General features: G+C 62.9%; 21 protein-coding genes. 14 read left to right on the top strand and 7 right to left on the bottom strand.

Annotated features, from left to right (window positions below; all coding sequences use genetic code 11):
- Nucleotides 1–81 precede the first annotated feature (81 nt).
- Entirely contained in the window at nucleotides 82–300 is a 219-nt protein-coding gene (locus IE125_RS09065; protein WP_189444351.1) for a cell division protein ZapB, read from the top strand.
- A 41-nt stretch (nucleotides 301–341) separates the two neighbouring features.
- Here IE125_RS09065 and rimI read toward each other — a convergent pair whose 3' ends face one another.
- The 7 genes from rimI to prfB all read right to left on the bottom strand — a co-directional run bounded on the left by rimI (nucleotide 342) and on the right by prfB (nucleotide 7,255).
- Nucleotides 342–842 carry a ribosomal protein S18-alanine N-acetyltransferase gene (gene rimI, locus IE125_RS09060; RefSeq protein WP_229809023.1) on the bottom strand — a complete coding sequence of 167 codons (501 nt, stop codon included), beginning with the start codon at nucleotides 840–842 and terminating at the stop codon, nucleotides 342–344.
- Nucleotides 843–854: 12 nt separating this feature from the next.
- Entirely contained in the window at nucleotides 855–1,712 is an 858-nt protein-coding gene (locus IE125_RS09055; protein WP_189444350.1) for a hypothetical protein, read from the bottom strand.
- Nucleotides 1,709–2,020, bottom strand: a complete 312-nt coding sequence (locus IE125_RS09050; protein ID WP_189444349.1) for a BolA family protein — start codon at nucleotides 2,018–2,020, stop codon at nucleotides 1,709–1,711. The genes IE125_RS09055 and IE125_RS09050 overlap by 4 nt, the downstream gene beginning before the upstream one ends.
- Nucleotides 2,021–2,105: 85 nt before the next feature.
- Entirely contained in the window at nucleotides 2,106–3,494 is a 1,389-nt protein-coding gene (locus IE125_RS09045; protein ID WP_189444348.1) for an MFS transporter, read from the bottom strand.
- A 64-nt stretch (nucleotides 3,495–3,558) separates the two neighbouring features.
- A complete protein-coding gene (locus IE125_RS09040) occupies nucleotides 3,559–3,945 on the bottom strand; it encodes a hypothetical protein (protein ID WP_189444347.1) in 387 nt (128 codons plus the stop codon).
- Between the two features lie 511 nt (nucleotides 3,946–4,456).
- On the bottom strand, nucleotides 4,457–5,992 hold the full coding sequence (gene lysS / locus IE125_RS09035) for a lysine--tRNA ligase (RefSeq protein WP_189444346.1): 1,536 nt from the start codon (nucleotides 5,990–5,992) through the stop codon (nucleotides 4,457–4,459).
- Nucleotides 5,993–6,156: 164 nt separating this feature from the next.
- A protein-coding gene (prfB, locus tag IE125_RS09030; RefSeq protein WP_189444345.1) for a peptide chain release factor 2 occupies nucleotides 6,157–7,255 on the bottom strand; the annotation gives its coding sequence in 2 pieces (ribosomal slippage) (nucleotides 6,157–7,179 and nucleotides 7,181–7,255; 1,098 coding nt in all).
- A 183-nt stretch (nucleotides 7,256–7,438) separates the two neighbouring features.
- On the opposite strand from prfB, the gene IE125_RS09025 reads away from it, so the two are divergent.
- The 13 genes from IE125_RS09025 to IE125_RS08965 all read left to right on the top strand — a co-directional run.
- On the top strand, nucleotides 7,439–9,016 hold the full coding sequence (locus IE125_RS09025; RefSeq protein ID WP_189444344.1) for a peptide ABC transporter substrate-binding protein: 1,578 nt from the start codon (nucleotides 7,439–7,441) through the stop codon (nucleotides 9,014–9,016).
- Nucleotides 9,017–9,323: 307 nt separating this feature from the next.
- Entirely contained in the window at nucleotides 9,324–10,937 is a 1,614-nt protein-coding gene (locus IE125_RS09020) for a peptide ABC transporter substrate-binding protein (protein WP_189444343.1), read from the top strand.
- Nucleotides 10,938–10,951: 14 nt separating this feature from the next.
- The gene (locus IE125_RS09015; protein WP_189444342.1) at nucleotides 10,952–11,899 is read left to right on the top strand and encodes a C40 family peptidase; all 948 of its coding nucleotides are present in this window, start codon (nucleotides 10,952–10,954) and stop codon (nucleotides 11,897–11,899) included.
- A gap of 100 nt (nucleotides 11,900–11,999) precedes the next feature.
- A complete protein-coding gene (locus IE125_RS09010) occupies nucleotides 12,000–13,619 on the top strand; it encodes a peptide ABC transporter substrate-binding protein (RefSeq protein WP_229809022.1) in 1,620 nt (539 codons plus the stop codon).
- A gap of 134 nt (nucleotides 13,620–13,753) precedes the next feature.
- Nucleotides 13,754–15,358 (top strand): peptide ABC transporter substrate-binding protein, encoded by a 1,605-nt coding sequence (locus IE125_RS09005; protein WP_189444341.1) that lies wholly within the window; start codon nucleotides 13,754–13,756, stop codon nucleotides 15,356–15,358.
- 91 nt (nucleotides 15,359–15,449) lie between these two features.
- Entirely contained in the window at nucleotides 15,450–16,376 is a 927-nt protein-coding gene (gene oppB, locus IE125_RS09000; protein WP_189444340.1) for an oligopeptide ABC transporter permease OppB, read from the top strand.
- Between the two features lie 11 nt (nucleotides 16,377–16,387).
- The gene (locus tag IE125_RS08995; protein WP_189444339.1) at nucleotides 16,388–17,365 is read left to right on the top strand and encodes an ABC transporter permease; all 978 of its coding nucleotides are present in this window, start codon (nucleotides 16,388–16,390) and stop codon (nucleotides 17,363–17,365) included.
- Between the two features lie 10 nt (nucleotides 17,366–17,375).
- Entirely contained in the window at nucleotides 17,376–18,980 is a 1,605-nt protein-coding gene (locus IE125_RS08990; protein ID WP_189444338.1) for an ABC transporter ATP-binding protein, read from the top strand.
- Between the two features lie 68 nt (nucleotides 18,981–19,048).
- Complete coding sequence (pepF, locus tag IE125_RS08985) at nucleotides 19,049–20,977, top strand: oligoendopeptidase F (RefSeq protein ID WP_189444337.1); 1,929 nt, start codon at nucleotides 19,049–19,051, stop codon at nucleotides 20,975–20,977.
- A 627-nt stretch (nucleotides 20,978–21,604) separates the two neighbouring features.
- Nucleotides 21,605–22,480 carry an energy transducer TonB gene (locus IE125_RS08980; RefSeq protein ID WP_189444336.1) on the top strand — a complete coding sequence of 292 codons (876 nt, stop codon included), beginning with the start codon at nucleotides 21,605–21,607 and terminating at the stop codon, nucleotides 22,478–22,480.
- A gap of 55 nt (nucleotides 22,481–22,535) precedes the next feature.
- On the top strand, nucleotides 22,536–23,252 hold the full coding sequence (locus IE125_RS08975; RefSeq protein WP_229809021.1) for a MotA/TolQ/ExbB proton channel family protein: 717 nt from the start codon (nucleotides 22,536–22,538) through the stop codon (nucleotides 23,250–23,252).
- 48 nt (nucleotides 23,253–23,300) lie between these two features.
- On the top strand, nucleotides 23,301–23,702 hold the full coding sequence (locus IE125_RS08970) for an ExbD/TolR family protein (protein ID WP_189444335.1): 402 nt from the start codon (nucleotides 23,301–23,303) through the stop codon (nucleotides 23,700–23,702).
- 183 nt (nucleotides 23,703–23,885) lie between these two features.
- Nucleotides 23,886–24,066, top strand: a 181-nt coding sequence (locus tag IE125_RS08965) for a hypothetical protein (RefSeq protein WP_189444334.1), incomplete at its 3' end; no start/stop codon positions are given.

Here is a 24,066-nt window from a genome sequence, read left to right as displayed (position 1 = left end):
TGCCGAGGCTGCTGGCGGCACGTACGCTGGCGCCAGCCGGAGCATCGGACGAATACGTTTGGACCCTATCGGAGAAAGCAGATGAATGGTGAAATCTTCGCCCAGCTCGAGCGCAAGATTCAGAGCGCGGTCGACAGCATCGAGATGCTGAAGATGGAAAATGAAGAGCTCAAGGCAGAAAACGCGCGTTTCCAGCAAGAGCGCGATGAGTGGGAACGACGCCTTGGCGGCCTCCTCGACAAGCTGCAGTCGCTCGACGAGGAGACAGAGAACGCGGCAGCCGGCGAAAGCCATAGCTGAGCCGTACGGCGGGACGGGCAACGCTGGGTGAATTGACACATCTAGTCGGTACCCGTCTCGCGAGAGTCCAGCGGCCGCGACATCAATACCGCGTCTTCGCTGCTTCCGTCCTCCCGCCGATAGTAGCCCCGACGCTGCCCGTCGACGCCAAACCCCATCCGCTCGTAGAGCGCCCTGGCGGCAACATTCGAAGCTCTAAGCTCCAGCAGCATTCGCTCCGCATTCCGAGCCCGCGCGCTATCGATCACCCATTCGAGCAGAGACCTGGCGACTCCCCGGCGTCGCGCATCCGGCGCCACGCAGATCGACTGCAGCTCAGCGTCGAACGGTAGATAGGCCACGACTGCCGCCGCCATCAAGTTCGACCGCGACGCATCCCATACACCCCAGACCTCCACGTCGCGATCCGCGAGCGCCGCATCGAGCAGGGCTGCCGACCAGGCATCGTCGTTGGCCAGTCGCTCGAGCGCCATGAGCGAATCGAGATGACGGCCCTGCAAAAGCGCGGGAAGAACAGCCACGGCGAGTTCACGCGTCGACATGAGATTCGGCCATCAGCGAGGGGCGGTTTCCGCACCATCGCCAGCCAGCCGCCAGTGATCGCCCGCCCGGCGCAGCAGCGGCCAGCAGTCGCGCTTGGCGTCGGCCGAACCAAGCAGATCGTCCGGATGCGGCCAGTGCTGCCAACTCATCGACTCGCCGTCGGCCGGCGCCTCGGGAAGCAGGCCTGCCCACGCACCATCGGCGCCCACGACGATCGCGCCATCGACCTGCAACGCGTTGCGCTGAGCCTGTCCCGCGCAGAAGACCTCGATACCCTCGCGCGCCTCCGCTTCGGGGTCCGTTGTCGGCACATCCATCAAGGGCCAGGAAAAGGTGCTCAGGATACGCCACTCGACCGGCAGCCCCGCTGCCGCCAGCTGCTGATTCAGCAACGCTTCACCGGCCGACGAGAGCGGCCGCTCTCCCGGCAGGATCAGCCACCACCGCTCGGCGAGAATGGCTAAGCTCAGGCGAAAACGTAGCGGGTCACGGCGCTCGAGTGCAGGCGCGAAAACATCGTTCTCCCCGGTTTCGGCCTCGGCGTTCTCTAGCGCCGACGGCGGGGCTTTCGCCGTGGCCGGAGGCTCACCCAGCAGCGCTCTGGCGCGGGAGGAAGCCGGCGCCTCACTGGGCGAAGCATCCGGCGTCGGCGCCTCGCCAGCGGCATGGCCGGCGGATCGGCCGGCGGCATCGGCGGGCGTCTCCAGCAGCGCATGCAGCCGCTCGCCGGGCGCCGCCTTCTTCGGGGCTTCGGGCAGCTGCCACTCGCTACGCTCGCTCTCCCTGGCGTTGACGAAGCGGTAACGCGACGTCCAGGCCGTGATGCCCATCGCCTCCAGGTACTGCAGGCGCTGCGGATCGGGCGTCACCGTCCGCCACCACCGCGACAGTTGGGTGAGTCCGGACGCGACTCACCGCGCGTCTGCCACTGTTGCGGCGTGTAGAGATGCAGCGCCAGCGCATGCACCGGGCCTGCCAGCTCATCGGCCAGCGTGGCGTAGATGGTCTGATGACGCTTGACCGGCATTAGCCCCTCGAACCGAGCAGAGACCAGCGTGACCTTGAAGTGCGTCTCGGAATCGGGCGGCACATGATGCATGTGGCTCTCGTTCTCGACCGCCAGATAGACGGGCTCGAGCGAGGCCAGCTTCTCTTCGATTCGTGTCTGAACACTCATGACGACCTCCTGTACCTGTGGCCATTGTACGTCTCGCACGTCGCGAACGCAGCCGTGCACGAAGACCTTTCGGCTCGCTGGCGTTTCAGCGATGCCGTGCCCGCGCCGCCAACGGCACCCGGTAGAGACTCAGCGCCAGCGCCACCATGACCGAAACACAGCCAAGCCACAGCGAGAGCGTCAGAGAACCGAAGGAAAGTCCGAGGATCAGGCCGACCGACGCCGTGCCGAGCGACTGGCCGAAGGTGCGAACCGAGGCCAGCACGCCGGAAGCATTGGCACTCAGCTCGACCGAGACGCTGCCGATCATCTCGCGATTGTTGGGGGCCTGGAAGAGGCCGTAGCCGATACCGCAGAGTGCGGTTCGCCAGATGACGTCGAAATGGCTCGAGTCGGCCCCCAGCCCGGTCAACGCCAGCATGCCAAGCAGAAAGAGCCCTAGCCCGACCGAGCTGATCAGCGCCGGATTGCGCTTGTCCGCCAGCCGACCGGCCAGCGGTCCGATGATCATGATCACCAGCGGCCAGGGCGTGAAGAGCACCGCCGACATGATCGGCGAGACACCCATCACCGTCTGGTAGAGAAACGGCAGACCGACGAAGGCGACGCCCTGAGCGAGAAAGGCAAAGGTAGACGTGGCTGCCGCGAACGAGAAACGCGGCTCCGCGAACAGCGCCAATGGTACCAGCGGGCGCTGGACGTGGCGCTGGCGATAGATGAAGCCGCCCAGACTCGCCAACGCGATACTCAGCGTGACCAGCGCCATCGCCCCGCCCTCACCATGACCGAACTGGTCCAGCGCAAAAACGCTCCCGGCCAGCATCACGATCGAGAACAGCGCGCCCCAGATATCGATCCTGCCTCGCTGCGGCGCCTCCCGTGGCAGCGAGCGAATCCCGAGCGCGAGCGCCATTACGCCGATCGGCACGTTGATCGCGAAAAGCCAGGGCCAGCTTGCGACATGCAGGATCAGCCCGCCGAGAGACGGCCCGGCGGCGATACCGAACGCCACCGTCAACGCGCTCAGACCGATGGCCGAGCCGAGCAGCCGCGTGGGGAAGATGATGCGATAGAGCGACGGACCGATGCTCAGCATCGCGGCCGCTCCAACGGCCTGCAGGGCGCGGGTCACCAGGAGAAATTCGAAGGAGCGCGCCAGCGCACAGCCCAGGGAAGCCACGGTAAAGATCGCCAGCCCGCCGATATAGAGCCGGTGACGGCCCAGCCGCCGACTGAGCGCGGCGAAGGTGAGAAGCAGTGCCGCCGTCACCAGTTGGTAGACGTTGGCAATCCAGATCGATTGCGAGCCGCTGATCGAGAGCTCGTCGGCCAGCGTCGGCAGCGCGATATTGACGATGCCGTTATCGAGCACCGCCATCTGCGTACCGGTAATCATCGCCAGCAGCGCCAGCTTACGCGCCCTGCCCGGCAGACCGTCGTCGCCTTCGCGCTCCTCGAACAACCGCCTCAGCATGGACGCACGGCACCCTCGTTGGCGGGCGAACGCCGGGCAACGACAGGGTAGCTCGACGGCGACATCACTCCTCGTCGGTCTCCATCAGCAGTTCGTCGTCGATTTCTGACGTCTCCAGCTCACCTTCGTCATCGAGATCGATCGCCAGATAGCTGTGCTCGACGACGAGAAACTCAACGAAGAGCGCCCGACCCAGCGTCTCCGGCCACTGGCGCTCGTCCTCTTCCCAGGCGCGCAGCTCGTTTTCGAGAATATCGACGTAGCGCTCCTCGACGTAGGCCGTGAGTGCCTCTGGCGTGTCCATCTCCGGAATCAGGTAGACCGTATTCTCGCCGGCGATGTCCTCGAGCGTCAGGTCATCCTCGCCGACGGTCGGCTCCAGTGAATTGACCCAATCGACGAATGCCTGAGTGGGCTTCACGCTGAGTGCGGAACGGTTGAGCAGCTTCATGGTGTCACCCCTGTGATGAGAACCGGCACGACCCGGCAAATGGCAGAACGCCGACATTATGGGCGCTCGGCGCGCCTCTGACCAATCTTCGAGCTGCGAAAGCAAGGGTGCGGCGCTATCGGTGCGCCGCAACTACCTCTTCTCGTGGCAGACGCAGCGCCCCGCCCTCCCAAACGTCATCGACGAATAGCGCGAAGACGATCTGCGAGCCTCTTCAAATACAAGGCGCACGGAGCGCAGGCGCCAGAGCCTATGGGTTATAGATGAGCCACGCCGAGCACCCTCAATCCAGCGCTCAGGAAGGCGGCGAGCTTGGGCAGCAATGCCCTTATCTTTCCGCGACGAATAGCGCGAAGACGGTCTGCGAGCCTGACGTATTTCAACATCAAGGAAGGCGGCGAGCTAGCGTAGGGCAAGGCGCGCGAAGGCACATCGGCGCAGTGGACGTGGTTGTCCATGAGCAAGATGTTCCTTCGCGCAACGAAGCACTGCCGACGCGCAGCCCCTTCGATCACTCAGGGCGCATGGCCGGAAAGAGCAACACATCGCGAATGGACGGGCTGTCCGTCAACAGCATCACCAGGCGGTCGATGCCGATGCCCTCGCCAGCGGTCGGCGGCATGCCGTACTCCAGCGCGCGCACGTAGTCGGCGTCATAGTACATCGCCTCGAGATCGCCGGCGTCCTTCTCGGCCACCTGGGCGGCAAAGCGTTCGGCCTGATCCTCGGCGTCGTTGAGCTCGGAGAAGCCATTGGCGATCTCGCGGCCGCCGACGAAGAACTCGAAGCGGTCAGTGACATGGGGATTGGTGTCGTTGCGCCGCGCCAGCGGGCTGACCTCGGCCGGATACTCGGTGATGAAAGTCGGCTGATCGAGGCGGTGCTCGGCGACTTCTTCGAATATCTCGGTCTGCAGCTTGCCCAGGCCCCAGCTCGGCTTGACCGCGATCTTGAGCCGCTCACAGGTGGCCTTGGCGCCCTCCAGCGTATCGATCTCCCCTTCGCCGATGCCGCTGTCGGCACCGTATTCGATGATCGACTGGCGCATCGTCAGACGGCGGAACGGCTGGCCCAGGTCGTAATCGGTGCCCTGGTAATGCACGGTCGTCGTGCCCAGCACCTGCTCGGCGGCCTCACGGATCATCGCCTCGGTCAAGTCGAGCAGATCGCGATAGTCGGCGTAGGCCCAGTAGAACTCGAGCATGGTGAACTCGGGGTTGTGCCGCGTCGACAGCCCCTCGTTGCGGAAGTTGCGGTTGATCTCGAACACGCGCTCGAAGCCGCCGACGACCAGGCGCTTGAGATACAGCTCCGGCGCGATGCGCAGATACATGTCGATATCCAGCGCATTGTGATGCGTGGTGAACGGCCGCGCCGTGGCCCCTCCGGGGATCGGCTGCAGCATCGGCGTTTCGACTTCCATGAAGCCGCGCTCGACCATGAATCGGCGGATCGCCGCGATCACGCCGGAGCGCACCTCGAACACTCGCCGAGACTGCGGATTCATGATCAGATCGACGTAGCGCTGGCGATAGCGCGCCTCGAGGTCGGTCAGGCCGTGGAACTTGTCCGGCAGCGGACGCAGGCTTTTGGTCAGGAGCTTCGCCTCGACCAGCATCACGTAGAGATCGCCCTTGCCGGACTTATGCACCGGGCCGGAGCCGGCGACGATGTCACCGATATCCCAGCTCTGGATGTCCTCGAGCAGCTCGGCCGGCAGTCCTTTCTTGTCGACGTAGAACTGAATCTGGCCGGAAGCGTCCTGGATCACCACGAACGGTCCACGCTTGCGCATGACGCGCCCGGCCACCGAAGCCCGGCGATCCAGCGCCTCCAGCTCCGGCTTCTCCTTGTCACCCAGTTCGGCCTGCAGGTCCGCTGCCAAGCTGTCGCGACGAAAATCGTTGGGGAAGGCACTACCGCCCTGCTCCGCCGCCTGCTCGCGTCGCGCCGCCAGCTTGGCACGCCGCTCCGCGATCAGCCGATTCTCTTCCTGCGCGTCGGTTTGTGCCTCGGAGGGGGATTGCGGATTGTCCTGGTTCGCCATGTCGTCGCCTGTCGAAAAGAAAATTAAGCCGCGAGCCGCGATTGCCAGCATGCGGTCGTTTCGAAGTTCGCAACTATTTCTCGAAACTCGAAGCTGCTGTCCAGCGCCCCACAGCCGGCGCCGTCGTCGCTCGTAGCTCGTAGCTCGTAGCTCGTAGCTCGTAGCTAGAGACCTTGCTTCAAACTCGCCTCGATAAACTGGTCGAGATCCCCATCAAGCACCTTGTCACAGTTGCTCGACTGCACCCCGGTACGTAGATCCTTGATGCGCTGGTCATCGAGCACGTAGGAGCGGATCTGACTGCCCCAGCCGATATCGGCCTTGGAGTCTTCCGCCGCCTGCTTGGCGGCGTTGCGCTTCTGCATCTCGTGTTCCCACAGTTTCGCCTTCAGCTGCTTCATGGCGAAATCGCGGTTGGCGTGCTGACTGCGCTGACTCTGACACGCCACGACGATGCCGGTCGGCTCGTGGGTAATACGCACGGCGGAGTCGGTGGTGTTGACGTGCTGACCACCCGCGCCGGAAGAGCGGTAGGTATCGGTACGCAGATCCGCCGGGTTGATCTCGATCTCGAAGTTGTCATCGACCTCGGGAGAGAGAAAGACCGACGCAAACGACGTATGCCGACGGCCGCCCGAGTCGAACGGGCTCTTGCGCACCAGGCGGTGCACGCCGGTCTCGGTTCTGAGCCAGCCGAAGGCGTGATCACCCTGCACGTGAATGGTGGCCGACTTGATGCCCGCCACTTCACCGGCGGAGACTTCGGTCAGTTCGGCCTTGAAGCCGTGATGCTCGGCCCAGCGCAGGTACATTCGCAGCAGCATGTTGGCCCAGTCCTGCGCCTCGGTGCCGCCGGAGCCGGCCTGAATATCGAGATAGGCGTTGTTCTCGTCCATCTCGCCCGAGAACATGCGCCGGAACTCCAGCTTGTCGAGCTGGGTCTCGAGAAACGCGAGCTCCTTCTTGACCTCCTCGACCGTCTCCTCGTCCTCTTCCATCACCGCGAGTTCGAGAAGTTCACGGTTGTCGACGAGGCCTGAGTCCAGCGTATCGATGGTCTCGACCACAGCTTCGAGCGACGCCCGCTCCTTGCCCAGCTTCTGGGCGTAGTCGGGATCGCTCCAGACGTCGGGGTTTTCCAGCTCGCGGGAGACTTCTTCTAGCCGATCTTTCTTCTCGGCATAGTCAAAGATACCCCCTCAGGACGTCTGTCCGTTCGGACAGGTCCTTGATGAGGTTGTTGATGGGATTGATCTCTTGCATGGGGCTCCTGCCGGGTCGCCACGAGGCGCCTCGACGCACGAACGGCGAGGCACCGAAAAAAGGACCGCTATTGTAGCCAAACACCGCCATAGCGTCATCCCGCGCACCGCCGGTGACGCGGCCCGCTCGCGCGGGATAGGCTAAGGTGTGGTCAACCAACAATCATTCGAGGAACCTAGAGCCATGTCACCGACCCGCCTCGCCGCCGCTATCGCGTTCGCCGCCGGCGTCACCGCGCTCCCGCTTCAGGCCGCCACGCTGCACATGGGCATCTCCGGCGATCCCGCGTCGTTGAGCCCCGCCAAGATCACCGGCGGCGTGTGGGAAGAGGACGTGCTGCGCGATATCTTCGAAGGCCCGATCGCCATCGACGCCGACGGCCAGATCATTCCGGGCGCCGCCGAAAGCTGGGATATCTCCGACGCTGGCAAGACCTACACCTTTCATCTGCGCGACGGCCTCAAATGGTCCGACGGCGCACCGCTGACCGCGGACGACTTCGTCTACGCCTACCGCCACCAGGTCGATCCCAAGACGGCGTCCAACTACGCCCACCGGCTCTATCCAGTGGTCAACGCCCAGGCGATCAACGCCGGCGACAAGCCGCTCGACTCGCTCGGCGTCGAATCCCTGGACGATGGCAAGACGCTCAAGATCACGCTCAAGGAACCCACGGTCTACTTCCTCAAGACGCTGGTGCTGCCGTTCGCCTACCCGATTCCCAAGCATATTGTCGACAAGGTCGGCGACGACTGGAGCGACCCGGCCAACATCGCCGTCAACGGCGCCTTCAAGCCGGTGAAGTGGGTCTCCAATACCGAACTCGAGACCGTGAAGAATCCCGAGTTCCACGATGCCGACAACGTGACGCTGGATGGCGTCGACTACTATCCGCTGGAAGACAAGAACGCCGGCATCCAGCGTTTCCGCGCCGGCGAGCTGGATATCCTGCGCGACTACCCGGCGGCGCAGTACCCGCGCCTCTCCGAGACCTTGCCTGACGCCACGCATCTGTTCTCCTCGCTAGGCACCTACTACTACGTGTTCAACCTGCGCGACGGCTCGCCGGTCGCCGACCCACGGATTCGCGAGGCGCTGAGCCTGGCGATCCGCCGGGATGTGATCGCCAAGAACCTGCTCAAGGGGGGCGTCACCGCGGCCACCTCGCTGGTGCCGCCGGGCACCAGCGGTTACGAGGCACAGTCCCAGCCAGGCCTCGGTGACGACATGGACACGCGCATGGCCCGCGCCAAGCAGCTGATGCAGGAGGCTGGCTACTCCACCGACAATCCGCTCGAACTGACGCTGCGCTTCAACAGCGGCGACGAGCATCGTCAGATCGCGGTCGCCGTTGCCGCAATGTGGAAGCCGCTCGGCGTCGATGTCGAACTCCGTAACACCGAAGCCAACGTGCATTACGCCGACCTGATGGAGGGTGATTTCCAGGTCGCCCGCGCCGCCTGGATCTCGAGTTACGACGATGCCCAGAACTTCCTCCAGCTGCTGTCGGCCGAGACCAACAACTACGGCGACTACCACAACGATCGGTACAACGCGCTGATGAGTCAGTCGGATGCCGAGCAGGACCCCGACAAGCGCGCCGATTTGATGCAGCAGGCCGAAGCACTGGCGCTCTCCGAGTATCCGCTGACGCCGATCTACACCTACAGCTCGCGCAACCTGGTCAATCCGGAGATCGAAGGCTGGGACGACAACGCGCTGGATATGCACGCCTCACGCTGGGTGTATTTCGCCGAGTGAGCGTCTGACCGTTCGCCTTCGACCATGGTCTGACACCTTAGAAAACACCACCGGGAGCGGTGCCACGCCGCTCCTGAACCCGCCTCATGCGCCAGATGAAACGCACCATCGAGCATTTGAATTAGACGCCTCATCCCGTTCGCGCGAAGGTGTCCGCCTGATCGGCGTCAACCGCCCTGCTTCAGAAGCCTTTTCGCATTCCGATTCATCGCTTCGCTCCGATTCAGCGCTTCGCCCTGCTGGCCATCGATCATGGCGGGGCCAACCAGCAAGCCGGAGCACAACAACAAGCTGGAGTCTGCAACGCATGTCCAAGTCGCTTTCCTCGTTCTTCAAGGGTCGTCGCGCACTGCTGCCGCTCGGCGTCCTCGCGCTCTCCTCCTCGCTGCTCGCCACACCCGTCATGGCGGAAACGCTCAATATCGGCGTCATGGGCGAGCTCGCCTCGTTCGATACCTCGCAGGTGTCCGGTGGCGTGTGGGAGTCCCAGGTGCTGATGGACGTGTTCGAGGGGCTGTTGAAAAAATCACCGGACGGCGAGCTGCTGCCGGGCATGGCGACCAGCTGGGATGTCTCGGACGACGGCAAGACCTACACCTTCCATATGCGTGAAGGGGCTAAATGGTCTGACGGCGAGCCGGTCACCGCGGAGGACTTCGTGTTCGGCTGGCAGCATCTGCTGGCGCCGGAGAACGCATCCAAGTACGCCTATATGCTATATCCGATCAAGGGCGCCGAGGCGGTCAATACCGGCAAGGCCGATGCCGACACGCTCGGAGCCGAGTCGCTGGACGACGGCAAGACGCTGAAGGTGACGCTGAACCATCCGACGCCTTACTTCCCGCAGCTGTTGACCCATTACACGGCCTATCCGGTGCCGAAGCACCTGGTCGACAAATATGGCAAGGATTGGGTCAAGCTGGACAACATTGCCGTCAACGGCGCCTTCAAGCCGGTCGAGTGGGTCTCCCAATCGCGCATCAGCGTGAAGAAGAACCCGAGCTACTATGACGCCGACGATATCTCGCTCGACGGGGTCAACTACTACACCACGGAAGATCGCAACGCCGGTATCTCGCGCTTCCGCGCGGGCGAGTTCGACGTGCTGCGCGACTACCCCTCCAGCCGTTATCAGTGGCTGACCGAAAACCTGCCCGATGCCACGCACATGAGCCCGATGCTCGGCTCCTACTACTACGTGCTCAACAACCGCGAGGGCCGCCCCACCGCCGACAAGCGCGTGCGCGAGGCGCTCAACCTGGCCGTGCGCCGCAACGTACTCTCCGAGCAGATCATGGCGGGCAGCTTCAAAACGTCGACCGGGATGGTACCGCCAGGCACCAACCACTACGAAGCGCAGCACATGAACCTGGTCAGCGACGACATGAGCGCACGCATGGCCAAGGCCAAGGCGCTGCTGAAGGAAGCCGGCTACGGCCCGGATCATCCGCTTCACCTGACCCTGCGCTACAACACGTCCGACGAGCACAAGAAGATCGCCATCGCCGTCGCCGCCATGTGGAAGCCGCTGGGCATCGATGTGGAAATGGCCAACGCCGAAGCGACCGTTCACTACCAGACCATTCAGCAAGGGGACTTCGACGTCGCCCGCGCCGGTTGGATCGCCGACTACAACGACGCCGAGAACTTCCTCACGCTGCTGCACTCTGGGGTGGGCAACAACTACGGCGCCTACTCCAGCAAGCAGTATGACGATCTGATGGACCAGGCGGCGCAGACCCAGGATCTGGATGCCCGCGAGAAGCTGCTCGAGAAGGCCGAGAACGTCGCGCTGGATGACTACGCGTTCATTCCGATGCTGACCTACGTCACTCGCAACCTGGTCAACCCGGAGATCGAAGGCTGGGCGGACAACGTCGGTGACGATCACCCGTCGCGCTGGGTGCACTTCACCGACTGACGGCAAATCGACCCATGCCCCGCTCGAGCGAAGCCATGCACTGCGTCAGCGTCTCGGTCGCCGGACTCTGGACCTCTCCTCAGGCGCCGCGAGTCATCGACTCGCCGGCGCTCGAGCAGCCGGTCCAGCTGGAGCCGTGGCTCGATGCGCTCGATGACGATACCCGTCTGGCACTCTGCCGCGAGAAGCGACTCGTCTCTCAGCTGCTGCTCGACACGCCGGTCGACGTCATCGAGCGAGTCCAGGATGCCGAGCGGCGAGCGTGGTGCCGGGTCGTCGTGCCGAGTCAGCGCTCTTCGCTCGATCCGCGCGGCTACCCGGGCTGGATTCCGGCGGACCAGTTGAGCGCTTCGCCCGGCTGCGGGCCAGCCGATGACGCCGTACAGATTGTCGAGCCGATTAGCTGGCTTCACGGGTTGACCGACAGCCCCGCGATCAAGCTGAGCTTTCTAACGCGTCTGCGCCGGGTCGAGCCGTCAGAGGCGGCTGGCGATCGTCTCTGGGTGGAAACCTCGCTGGGCCGAGGCTGGGTTCCGAAACGTAGCGTTGGCGAGTCGCTTGCGCCGAGCGCCGCGACGCTGGAAACGCTAGGGCGCCGATTCACCGGCCTGCGCTATCTGTGGGCCGGCAACTCGAGCTTCGGCTATGACTGTTCCGGCCTGGTTCACAGCCTGTTCGCCGCGGTGGGCATTGCCCTGCCCCGCGATGCTCACGATCAGGCGGAAACGGGTGAAGCCGTGCCGCTCGCTGCGCGCCGCGCCGGCGACCTGCTGTTTTTCGAGAAACCGAACGATCAGGGCGAGTTGCGCATCGATCACGTCGCGCTCTATCTCGGCGAGGATCGCATGCTGCATGCCCCGACCAACAATGCGCGCGTGGAGTGCCGCCGCCTGAGCGGCAGCCAATACGCCGCACAGCTTTGCGCGGTGCGCCGTCATCTTTCCGATAGATCGACAGGATGACGAGCACCGCAAGCGTGAGAAAAACGGCCGATACTGGAGGTCGAGCGGGCGCGTGGATGCGCCTGTTGACCTTCGTTTCCAATAACCCAAGGCCACTGCAATGACCTCGAACCGATCACGACAAGTCGCTCCGGGCAAGACGCTGCGCACCATGCTGGGTGCCGCCGCGCTCGCCTGCGCGTTCTTCGCCACGCCGGCGCTAGCCGCAACGCTGGCTATCGGCATCCAGGGCGAACCCGCCTCGCTGGATACGGCGCGCATCGGCGGCACGACCTGGGAAAACGACGTGCTCGGCGACCTGTTCGAGGGCTTGGTCACGCTGGACCCGGCGGGGCAATACATCCCCGGCGCGGCCAGCGGCTGGGACGTCAGCGATGACGGCACGGTCTACACCTTCCACCTGCGTGACGACGCCAACTGGTCCGACGGCGAACCGGTGATCGCGGACGACTTCGTGATGGCCTTTCAGCGCCTGTTCGACCCGGCCAATGGCGCGGTTTACTCAAGCCTCTTCTACCCCATTCGCGGCGCCGAGGCGCATACCAAGGGTGAGCAAAACGCACCGGCACTGGGCGTCGAAGCGCTCGACGCCAAGACCTTGAAAATCACTCTGAACCAGCCCACGCCATACTTCCCCACGCTGCTGGCCCACATCGCGGCCTCGCCGGTGCCGTCGCATCTGATCGAGCAGTTCGGCAACGACTGGACGCAGATGGATCACATCGCCACCAACGGCGCCTTCACGCCGACGAGCTGGGTCTCTCACGACCATATTGCGGCGAAGAAAAATCCCGAGTTCCACGCCGCGGCTGACGTGGCGCTGGATGGCGTCGACTACTACCCGGTCGAAGATCGCAGCGCCGGGCTTCAGCGCTTTCGTGCCGGCGGCCTCGATATCGTCCGCGACTTCTCGCCGGACCGATATCAGTGGCTCGAGGAGAACCTGCCCGGCGCCGTTCACCTGGCACCGCAGCTCGCCAATTACTACTTCGCGCTCAACCAGCGTGACGGCCACCCGACCGCCGACAAGCGCGTGCGCGAGGCGCTCAATCTGGCCATCCGCCGCGACGTGATCGCCGACAAGATCATGGGCGGCGTCGTCTCACCGGCGAGCGGCTTCGTCCCCGAAGGCGTCGCCGATTACACGGCGCAGGCGATGCCGGGGCTGGATCAGGACATGGACGCCCGCATCGCCAGGGCCGGATCGCTGCTCGAGGAAGCCGGCTACGGCCCGGACCATCCGCTGAAGCTGACCCTGCGTTACTCCACCACCGAGGCCAACAAACGCATCGCCGTGGCGCTGGCCGCGATGTGGCAGCCGCTCGATGTGCAGACCGAGCTGGTCAATGCCGAGGGCGCCGTTCACTACACCGAACTCGCCAACGGCAACTTCGACGTCGGTCGGGGCAGCTGGGTCGCGGATTTCGACGATGCCAGCAACTTTCTCGGCATTCTGCAGAGTGACTCGCCCAAGAATTACGGCAGCTATCACAGCCAGGCATTCGACGACCTGATGTCCAAGGCCAGCCGCGAAACGGACACCGCAGCGCGCGAGGCACTGCTCGAGAAAGCCGAGCGCCAGGCGCTCGCCGACTATGCCGTCGCGCCGATCTACGTCGACGTCTCGCGCAATCTGGTCGATCCGCAGCTCGAAGGCTGGGAAGACAACGCGCTCAACCGGCATCTATCCCGGTGGCTATCGCTGTCGCCCGAGAACTGAAAACCGAGCGCTGAGCTCGACGCCGAAGCGCTTGGCGCGATGCCGATGATGGTCGCGATGGCCGATGGTCATAACAAACAACGAAGACGAACAAAAACAATTCAGGAAGCACTGACGTGAGAGCAGAACCCGGCATGACCACAACCATCAAACACCTGCTCATCGCCGCGGGTTGCGCGGTAATGACACTGGCGGCGCCACTGGCCAGCGCCGATATCGAAGGTGGCAAGCAGGTGCTGCGCCGCGCCAACGGCGCAGACCCCTCTACGTTAGATCCTCAATTGGCAACTGGTGCCTGGGAATCCAACATTCTCGTCGACCTGTTCGAGGGCCTGATCGCCCGCGACCCTGCGGGGAACATCGTTCCCGGCGTCGCGGCGTCGTGGGAGCGCTCCGATGATGGACTGCATTACACCTTTCATCTGCGCGATGATGCCAAATGGTCGGATGGCGAGCCGGTCACGGCTGGCGACTTCGTCTACTCGTGGCGTCGGGAGCTGAGCCCGCAACTGGCCGCTGCCTACGCCTACATGCTGTTTCCGATCCAGGGCGCCGAGGCGATCAATCGCGGCGATCAGCCGGCCGACACGCTCGGCGTCACGGCGAGCGATCCTCACACGCTGGAGGTCACGCTGGCGCGCCCGACCGGCTACTTCATCGACATGCTGGGTCATCCCTCGACATTTCCGGTGCCGGAGCGGGCCATCGAAGCCCACGGCAGCGACTGGACCAAGCCCGGCAACATGATCTCCAACGGCGCCTTCGAACTGGCAAGTTGGGTCTCCCACGATCACATCACCGCGACGAAGAACCCCGAGTTCCACGACGCCAGGGACGTGGCGCTCGACGAGGTGCGTTTTCTGCCGATCGACGATGCCCGCGCCTCGCTCAACCGCTTTCGCGCCGGCGAGGTCGACATGACCGGCAGCCTCCCGCTGGGACGTATCGAATGGGCGCGGGAGAATCTGCCCGACGCGCTGCATGAAACGCCGATCCTCGCGACCTTCTACTTCGCCTTCAACCAGCGCCCCGGCAGCGTCTTCAATGACCGGCGCATTCGCGAAGCGCTGAATCTGGCGCTGCGCCGCCAGATCATCACGCATCAGATCACCAAACTGGATCAGCCCTCGGCGTTCAGCCTGGTGCCCACGGCGATCAGCGACTACGACGGCCCGCAGTTCGATTTCGCCGACCAGCCGATGGCCGAGCGTCTTGCCAAGGCCAAGGCGCTGATGAAAGAAGCCGGCTACGGCCCCGATCATCCGCTGGAGCTGACGATCGACACCATCACCAACCCCGACACCAAGCGGATTCCAGTGGCGATGGCCGCGATGTGGAAACCACTCGGGGTCAACGTCACGCTGCAGAACAGCGACGCCGCCGTCTACTACGCCAAGCTGCGCCAGGGTAACTTCCAGCTCGGCATGGCGCCGTGGATCGCCGACTACGACGATGCCAGCAACTTCCTGGATCTGTTCCATACCGGCGTGCCCAACAACCACGCCGGCTACAGCAATCCCGAGTACGACGCGCTGATGGACAAGGCAGCCAACACGCTGGATGCCACGGCGCGCAGCCACACCATGGCCCAGGCGGAGCGCGTGCTGCTCGACGACTACGCCCTGCTGCCGCTCTATTTCTATATCCAGTCCGGGCTCGTCTCACCGCGGCTCTCGGGTTGGGAGGAGAATCCGATGAACGATCATCCCAGCCGCTGGATGCACTTCACTCAAGACTGACACGGGAACCGCCCGGCATGACTGCACTATCGACAAAGCACCGGATCACGGCAGAGCACCGGACTGGTAAACACCGGAGAGATCGCCAAGCATGTTGATCTATACCTTGAAGCGCCTGCTGCAGGCGATTCCCACGCTGCTGATCGTGATCACGATCTCGTTCTTCCTGATGCGTGTAGCGCCGGGCGGGCCGTTCGACGGCGAGCGCCAGCTGCCGCCGGAGATCGAAGCCAACCTCGAGGCGGCCTATCACCTCGACGAGCCGCTGCCGATGCAGTATCTGCGCTACATGGGTAATCTGCTCCATGGCGATTTCGGGCCGTCGTTCAAGTACAAGGACTTCTCGGTCACCGAGCTGATCATGCAGGGCTTCCCGGTGAGCCTGGAGATCGGCGGGCTGGCAATTCTGCTGGCGCTGATCATCGGCTTGCCGCTGGGCATCGCCGCCGCCATCAAGCGCAACTCGACCGTCGATTATCTGGTCATGGGCACCGCGCTCACCGGTATCGCCGTGCCCAACTTCGTGCTCGCGCCGATCTTCGCACTGGTCTTCGGCGTGCTGCTCGCCTGGCTGCCGGCCGGCGGCTGGAACGGCGGCGCCCTGCCCAACCTGGTGCTGCCCGTGGTTGCGCTCTCCATCCAGCAGATCGCCTACATCGCGCGGATGATGCGCGCCAGCATGATCGAAGTACTGGGCAGCCACTTCATCCGCACCGCCCGCGCCAAGGGGCTGAACGAGGGTGAGGTGATCTTCCGTCACGCCATCCGCACGGCGCTTTTGCCGGTCATGTCCTATCTCGGGCCAGCCATCGCCGGGATCATCACCGGCTCGGTGGTCATCGAGCAGATCTTCGGCATCCCCGGCATCGGCCGCTACTTCGTGCAGGGCGCACTGAACCGCGACTACACCCTGGTCATGGGCACCGTGGTGTTCTACGGCGTGCTGATCGTGCTGATGAACCTGATCGTCGACCTGCTCTACTCCGCGCTCGATCCCCAAATTCGCTATGACGACTGAGGTAGCCGCTAATGACGTCTGAATCCAAGCCTTATAGCGGCGACAATGCCGATGGTGCACCGCTGCCCGCCGGCGGCCCGAACCCGCCGCGCGCACCAGAACCAGAGACCACGGCGGCGCCGGCGGCCAGTGCCGCGCCTGCCGGTGAGAGCCTGGCCCGCGATGCCTGGCGCCGACTTTCACAGAACCGTGCCGCCATGGCCAGTCTGGCGCTCTTGATCGCGATCATCCTGGTCTGCATCGCCGGCCCCTGGTTCCTACCCTGGGGGCTGGCGGAGGTCGACTGGAACGCTTTCGGCACCGGGCCGACGCTCGAAAACGCGCACTTTCTCGGCACCGATGCCAACGGGCGCGATCTGCTGACCCGTGTGCTCTATGGTGGCCGCGTCTCGCTCTCCGTCGCGCTGGTCGCTTCCTTCGTGAGTCTCGTCATCGGCGTGCTCTACGGCGCGATCTCCGGCTATCTCGGCGGGCGCGTCGACAACCTGATGATGCGCTTCGTCGACATCATGTATTCGCTGCCGTTCATGTTCCTGGTGATCCTGCTGATGGTGGTGTTCGGCCGCAACATCTTCCTGATCTACGCCGCCATCGGCGCGGTAGAGTGGCTCGACATGGCGCGCATCGTCCGCGGCCAGACGCTGGCCCTGAAGCGCCGCGAGTTCATCGAGGCCGCCCACGCGCTCGGCGTTCGCGACACCAAGATCGTCACCCGCCATCTGATTCCCAACGCCATCGGCCCTGTGATCATCTACGTCACCCTGACCGTGCCGAAGGTGATTCTGCTCGAGAGCTTCCTCTCGTTCCTCGGCCTTGGCGTGCAGGAGCCGCTGACCAGCTGGGGCGTATTGATCTCCGAGGGCGTCGACATGATGGAGAGCGCGCCGTGGATGCTGCTGGTGCCGTCGTTCTTCCTCGCCGCAACGCTGTTCTGTCTCAACTTTCTGGGCGATGGGCTGAGAGATGCCCTGGACCCGCGCACGCGCTAAGGACTGATCGATGACTCAACCTCTGCTCGACGTCGACAAGCTCAGCGTGACGTTCCAGCTGCCGACCGGCCCGGTCACCGCGGTCAAGGATGTCAGCTTCTCCATCGCCGAGGGCGAAACGCTGGCACTGGTCGGCGAGTCCGGCTCCGGCAAGTCGGTCACCTCGACCGCTGCGATGCGGCTGCTGCCGGAGCTGGCCAAGACCACCGGCGCCATTCGATTCAATGGCGAAAACCTGCTCGAGGTCAGCGCCAAGCGCATGCGCCGCGTGCGCGGCAACGACATCTCGATGATTTTCCAGGAGCCGATGACCTCGCTCAATCCGCTCCACCGCATCGGCCGTCAGATCGGCGAGGTGTTGGTCAAGCACAAGGGGCTCAAGGGCGACGCCAACCGTCGGCGGGTGCTGGAACTGCTGAACCAGGTTGGCATTCCGGAACCGGAACGGCGCTTCTCGAGCTACCCCTACGAGCTTTCCGGCGGTCAGCGTCAGCGCGTGATGATCGCCATGGCACTGGCCTGCGAACCCAAGCTGCTGATCGCCGACGAGCCGACCACGGCGCTGGACGTTACCGTGCAAGCGCAGATTCTCGATCTGCTCAAGTCTCTACAGACGCAGTACGGCATGGCGATCCTGTTCATCACCCACGATCTCAGCATCGTCAGGCATTTTGCCGATCACGTGGCGGTGATGCGTCAGGGCGAGGTGGTCGAAAGCGGGCGCACCGTCGAAGTCTTCGACGCCCCGCAGCACGATTACACCCGCATGCTGCTCGATGCCATCCCCCGCGGACGCAAGGTGCCGGCGCCGGCGGATGCCCCGGTCATGCTCTCGGCACGCGACGTGAAAGTCCGCTTCACGACCAAGCGACGGCTCTTCGGCGGCAACGACCACTTCGAAGCGGTGCGCGGGATCGACCTGACGGTGCGCCGTGGCGAAACGCTCGGCATCGTCGGCGAATCCGGCTCCGGCAAGTCGACGCTCGGCCGCGCGCTGCTCAGGCTTCTGAAATCGGAAGGTGACATCCGCTTCGAGGAGACCGACCTCGCGCCGCTCGATAAATCCGGCATGCGGCCGCTCCGCTCGAAGCTGCAGGTGGTGTTCCAGGACCCGTTCGGCTCGCTGTCACCGCGAATGACGGTCGGCGACATCATCAGCGAAGGCCTCAAGGTTCATCGTCCGGAGATGAATCGCCGCCAGCGCGAGGCCGAGGTGATCGCCGCGCTCGAGGAAGTCGCACTGGACCCCGGCATGCGCAACCGCTACCCGCACGAGTTCTCCGGCGGACAGCGTCAGCGCATCGCGATTGCGCGTGCGCTGATCCTCAAGCCCGAACTGCTGCTGCTCGACGAACCCACCTCGGCACTGGATCGTTCCGTTCAGGTACGCGTCATCGACCTGCTCAGGGATCTGCAGGCGAAGTATGGACTCACCTACCTCTTCATCAGCCACGATCTCTCGGTCGTTCGCGCGCTCTCCGATGACGTGCTGGTCATGAAGGAAGGTCGTGTCATCGAACAAGGCCCCGTGGAAACCATCTTTACCAGCCCGAAAGAGCCCTACACCCAGGCACTGCTCAAGGCAGCGTTCCTGGAGGAAGAAGTCGCGGCCTGAACTGGATAGCGGACAGCCGTCATGACAGCGCAAGACAACAACAATCCCGACGAGAGGCGAAAGTGGTTTTGAATACGACATCAACAACAAAAGGCGTAGCAACGGAAAAAGCCGTCGCAGCCGGCAAACGCCGCCTATCGCTGGCCATCGGCTTGCTGATGGCTGGTGTCTCGCTCACGGCGCCCGGCACAGTGCTGGCCCAGGACGAGGCTCCTTCTGCCGAAAACGGCCACTGGAATCTGACCGATCTCTACCCCTCCGACACCGCATGGCAGAAAGCACTGGACCAGGTCCAGGGGCGCATCGACGATCTGGGTCAGTACCAGTCGACGCTGACCGACGACCCGGCAGCACTGGCGACCGCGCTCGACGCCATCCGGGATGTCGAGAAGGAGACTAACCGCGTTGCCACCTACGCTTCGCTGCAGGCGGACGAGGATCTGCGCAACGCCAGCGCACAGACGCGGCAGGCGGAAGCAGAGCAGCTTGGCGCGAACTTCGAATCCGCCATCGGCTACCTGCGCCCGGCGCTGGTCGCCATGGATTCCGGGCAGCTTGGCGAATGGCTGAAAGATGAACGCCTTCGAGATCACCGTCGATTCCTCGAGAACGTGATCCGAGAAGCGCCGCATACCCTGTCGACGCAGACCGAGTCCGCGCTTGCGGCCCTGGGCCCGGTGATGAGTCACGAGACGCCCTACTCGCTGCTGGCGAATTCCGATATCGACTGGCCGGAGATCACCATCGACGGCAAGCAGGAGAGGCTGGACGCCGCGGGCTATAGCCGTTTGAGAGAATCCCCGGATCGTGAGCTGCGCAAGCGCGTGTTCGAAACCTACTGGCCCGCCTGGCAACAGTACACGGGGACGATCGGCTCGTTGCTCAACGCGCAGGTACAGCAGCACGTGACCGAAGCGCATCTGCGCCATTACGACAGCGCGATGGCCGCAGCCCTTTCCCGAAACGATATTCCCACGGCGGTCTACCATCAGCTGGTGGACTCGACCAACGCGCACCTGGATACGCTGCACCGCTACCTGAAACTGCGCCAGCGCATTCTCGGCGTCGATCAGCTGCACTATTACGATATCTACCCACCGCTCGCCGAGCTCGATCACCAGTTCGATCTGGACGATGCCCGACGCCTGACACGCGAAGCCACCCAACCGCTGGGACCGCACTACGCCGAACTTCTCACCAAGGCGACCGGCTCCGCCTGGACAAGCGCCTACCCCAGTCAAGGCAAGCGTTCCGGCGCCTATATGAATGGCTCTGCCTACGACGTTCATCCCTACGTGCTGATGAATTTCAACGGCAGCTATGGCGATGTCTCGACCTACGCCCACGAATGGGGTCACGGCATTCACAGCCTGCTGGCCAACGAAGCACAGCCATTCGCGAAGTCCAACTACTCGATCTTCACGGCGGAAGTGGCTTCGATCACCAACGAACAGCTATTGGTCGATCAGATGATCGATCAGGCAGAAACGCCAAAGGAAAAGCTCTTCTACATCGGCCAGGCTCTGGAAGCGTTGCGGGGCACTTTCTTCCGTCAGGCACAGTTCGCGGAATTCGAGCTGGCGATCCATGAAGCGGCCGAGAAAGGCGAGCAGCTCTCGGGTGAGCGGATGACGGCCATGTACGGCAAGATTCTGCGCAAATACTACGGGGTCGATGAAGGGATCACCGATATCGACAAGACGGATTACGTCGAGTGGGCTTACATTCCCCATTTCTACTACGACTTCTATGTCTATCAGTACGCGACATCGATTACCGCAGCAGAAGTCTTTGCCCATGGATTGCGAACCGATCCAGAGAAATGGCGTGATGACTATCTCAACGTGCTGTCTCAAGGCGGTGCCGCAAGCGGCTATCAGCTTCTGAAAATGGCGGGGGTCGATCTCGCGACACCGGCACCGTACGACAGCCTGATGCAGACAATGAATCAGCTGATCGACGAGGCTCAGAAGACGTTGGACGAAATACAAGCCTGACCGATCAGGTCTACAGGGAAAATTCACATTTCGCATCCAACATCCTGAAAACAGGAACTTGATAACGCCTCCCACCGGGAGGCGTTTTTCATTGCCTGCCGTGAAATTTTCGTATAATTCTTCGAACCCTGAATACCGTAAAGCTATGCGTATTTTCTATGGGAATATACGTCAAACGCATGTTTTATTCTCGTGCAATAACAGCCCTCTCGCACATAAAAAGTGCACCTGAAGACAAGAGAGAAAACAGAAGTCACTGACAGCGATATCACGATAAATCACAGGTCACGGACGGGAAAAGATCTACACGAATCCGTCAGAGATATAACCTGTAAAAATTGAGAAATACAGACAAAAAAACTTGACACAAATCATCTCGCAGCTTGCCAAAAAAGCTCGCGAAAAATAAAAACCAATTAGGATCATAGGTTTATTGATTGCAACCCCATAACTCGAACGTCAATTTCGATTCACGCCCATCTCGATAGACACTCTGTTACGCAATTCATTCCGCAGAAATTCACAAAAATTGCCGGGGTGGCATGCTAATTGCTCAAGTAAAAGGAGGGAACACCGGCGCCCATTGAAAGCGCCAGGTTCAGCAGCAATCAGAACAATCGAGACACTATGGCCGCGACCGAAACCGCACTCCCGCTGAATGCGAGCACGCACAGCAATAAACGATCGATATCACGCCCTGAGGTGATGGTGCTGATTGTCGTATCGGCAATCGTTCATGGACTGCTTTGGTGGTCGTTCAATCGTCAGCCGCTGATTGACGCGGAAGTCCTGCCCAATCAGGCCTCGTCACCGTCACAAGTCACGGTTTCCCTGAGTGCCGCGCAGCCACCACCGCCCGAGCCGGTAACGCTGCCACCGCAACCTCAGGTCCAGGATGCGCCGGTGGTCGATGAGAACGCGGTCATGCCGGCAAAAGAAGAGGTGAAGCCCGAACCTAAACCGGAGCCCGAGCCCAAGCCGGAACCGAAACCCCAACCGAAGCCCGAGCCCAAACCGGAGCCTAAGCCGGAGCCCAAGCCCGAGCCTAAACCGGAGCCCAAGCCGGAACCGAAACCCCAGCCAAAGCCGGCGCCCAAGCCCGCGCCGAAACCGGCACCCAAACCGGCGCCAAACCCGCAGCCTCAGCCGTCGGCATCAACCCAGAGCGCTTCGTCGTCGCAGTCGAGCCAGAGCAGCGCGGCGGCCGCCAGCAATCAGGTCACCCCGGCCGTCTCCGGGATGCAGAGCCTGGGGAATCCGCCGCCACGTTATCCCTCGCTCGCGCTGCGCCGCGGCTATGAGGGCAACGTGCAGTTGAAGATTCTGGTCATGCCGAACGGCACGGCGGGTCAGGTTCAGGTCGTGCAATCCAGCGGCCATCGCGAATTGGATGAAGCCGCGGTCGAGACGGTCAAGAGCTGGAAGTTCAAACCGGCTCGACGAGGTGACACGCCGATCAAGGGCTGGGCACTACAGACCATCGCTTTCCAACTACCCAATTGACGCCACCACAACGGCGAGCAACCAACAATTCGAAACGATTCAAGAGGAACCATCGATGTTAGAGAACAATGCCATTACCGCGATGATCGTCCCGGGGGTGCTCTGGGCGCTGATCTTCTTTTCGGTCGTCACCTGGGCGATTCTGCTGATCAAGGGACTGCAGTTCGCGCGGAACCGGACCGAGAACAAGCGCTTCCAGAAACTTTTCTGGGAAGCCAAGAGCATGGAAGAAGGCGAGTCCATCAGCGAAAATCGCCCCGGCACCATGGCCTCCATTGCTCGCGCCGGCTTCGCGGTAGTCACCGGCCGAGACATTGCTCCGACAAACCAGGAACTGGCGCAGAAAATCAACCGCTCGGATCGCCTCGAACGCAGCCTGCGACAGCAGATTCAGCGAGAAAGACGCTCACTGGAAGGCGGGCTCGCCATCCTGGCCAGTATCGGCAGTACCTCTCCCTTCATCGGTCTTTTCGGTACCGTCTGGGGCATCATGGAAGCACTGATGACCATCGGCGAAACCGGCGAGGCGGGGCTCGATACCGTCGCCGGCCCGATCGGTCACGCCCTGATCGCGACGGGTGTCGGTATCGCCGTCGCCGTTCCGGCGGTGCTGGTTTACAACTACTTCACGCGTCGTCTCAAGCTCAATGTCTCGCTGATGGACGACTTCGCGCATGACTTTTACAGCCTGGCTCAGCAGTCCGCCTTCCAGAGTCAGCCACAGAAGACGACGACTTCCACAACACATAACCCCTCGCTGGCCGTGAGCTGACGGGGGCGCCAAGCGTCGTTAATAACCGCCTTCGGGAGAAAAGACATCATGGCTTTTTCCAATCAAGACGATGACGAAGTTCTCAGCGAGATGAACGTGACGCCGCTTGTCGACGTCATGCTGGTACTGCTGGTGGTTTTCATCGTCACCGCACCGCTGATGACCAATGCCGTGCACGTGAATCTGCCCAAGACCGGCGCTGTCGCACCGCCGGAAACCAAGGAGCCGATGGTCGTCAGCGTCGATGCCGACGGCGCCTATTACATCGGCAAGGAAGAATACAGCTTCGAGGATCTCGAGCAGGCGCTGGTCGACGCGCACGACGAAAACCCGGATCAGGCCGTGCAGCTACAGGCCGACGAGGGCGTCGAGTACGGCACCGTCGCCAAGGCGATGGCCGCGCTGGAGCGATCCGGCATCCAGAAGGTCGCCGTACTGACACAGCAGTAGAACGGGCATTACAGAAGAGTATTCACGGTGGCCGCGACGGGACGCGGCCACATCACCGGGGGAGGGTCGACAAGCGCCGCGCGGTAGCCAGGGCCAAACAAACACAATGAACTCGATAAAGCGCGTTATCCAAACAGCAGCATCGACTGTCAACGACTAGAAACCGCGATTCAAGGAACACCAATGAGAACCACAAAAATTCGAGATGCCGAGCATCTCACGGGAACCTCTTGCCTGAAATTGGCCCCCGGGAGGGCCATCTCTCGCCCACAGCCGTGGCTGAAGCTCTCGCTGGCAGCCTCGACATTCGTGCTGCTGACGGCAGCCGCTTCGGTGGCCATGGCGCAGGAGAGTGACGACGACT

Source organism: Salinicola rhizosphaerae (assembly GCF_014652715.1).
Lineage (GTDB): Bacteria > Pseudomonadota > Gammaproteobacteria > Pseudomonadales > Halomonadaceae > Salinicola > Salinicola rhizosphaerae.
This window is presented reverse-complemented; position numbering and strand designations above follow the sequence as displayed.

Excerpts from the sequence above, each read along its gene's own strand:
- IE125_RS09065 (WP_189444351.1), top strand. The coding sequence starts at position 82 with ATGAATGGTGAAATCTTCGCCCAGCTCGAGCGCAAGATTCAGAGCGCG.
- IE125_RS08975 (WP_229809021.1), top strand. The coding sequence starts at position 22,536 with ATGTTAGAGAACAATGCCATTACCGCGATGATCGTCCCGGGGGTGCTC.
- IE125_RS09025 (WP_189444344.1), top strand. The coding sequence starts at position 7,439 with ATGTCACCGACCCGCCTCGCCGCCGCTATCGCGTTCGCCGCCGGCGTC.
- rimI (WP_229809023.1), bottom strand. The coding sequence starts at position 842 with ATGTCGACGCGTGAACTCGCCGTGGCTGTTCTTCCCGCGCTTTTGCAG.
- IE125_RS09050 (WP_189444349.1), bottom strand. The coding sequence starts at position 2,020 with ATGAGTGTTCAGACACGAATCGAAGAGAAGCTGGCCTCGCTCGAGCCC.
- IE125_RS09005 (WP_189444341.1), top strand. The coding sequence starts at position 13,754 with ATGACCACAACCATCAAACACCTGCTCATCGCCGCGGGTTGCGCGGTA.
- lysS (WP_189444346.1), bottom strand. The coding sequence starts at position 5,992 with ATGGCGAACCAGGACAATCCGCAATCCCCCTCCGAGGCACAAACCGAC.
- IE125_RS09010 (WP_229809022.1), top strand. The coding sequence starts at position 12,000 with ATGACCTCGAACCGATCACGACAAGTCGCTCCGGGCAAGACGCTGCGC.
- IE125_RS09015 (WP_189444342.1), top strand. The coding sequence starts at position 10,952 with ATGCCCCGCTCGAGCGAAGCCATGCACTGCGTCAGCGTCTCGGTCGCC.
- IE125_RS09020 (WP_189444343.1), top strand. The coding sequence starts at position 9,324 with ATGTCCAAGTCGCTTTCCTCGTTCTTCAAGGGTCGTCGCGCACTGCTG.
- IE125_RS08990 (WP_189444338.1), top strand. The coding sequence starts at position 17,376 with ATGACTCAACCTCTGCTCGACGTCGACAAGCTCAGCGTGACGTTCCAG.
- IE125_RS08995 (WP_189444339.1), top strand. The coding sequence starts at position 16,388 with ATGACGTCTGAATCCAAGCCTTATAGCGGCGACAATGCCGATGGTGCA.
- IE125_RS09045 (WP_189444348.1), bottom strand. The coding sequence starts at position 3,494 with ATGCTGAGGCGGTTGTTCGAGGAGCGCGAAGGCGACGACGGTCTGCCG.
- IE125_RS08980 (WP_189444336.1), top strand. The coding sequence starts at position 21,605 with ATGGCCGCGACCGAAACCGCACTCCCGCTGAATGCGAGCACGCACAGC.
- IE125_RS08970 (WP_189444335.1), top strand. The coding sequence starts at position 23,301 with ATGGCTTTTTCCAATCAAGACGATGACGAAGTTCTCAGCGAGATGAAC.
- oppB (WP_189444340.1), top strand. The coding sequence starts at position 15,450 with ATGTTGATCTATACCTTGAAGCGCCTGCTGCAGGCGATTCCCACGCTG.
- IE125_RS09040 (WP_189444347.1), bottom strand. The coding sequence starts at position 3,945 with ATGAAGCTGCTCAACCGTTCCGCACTCAGCGTGAAGCCCACTCAGGCA.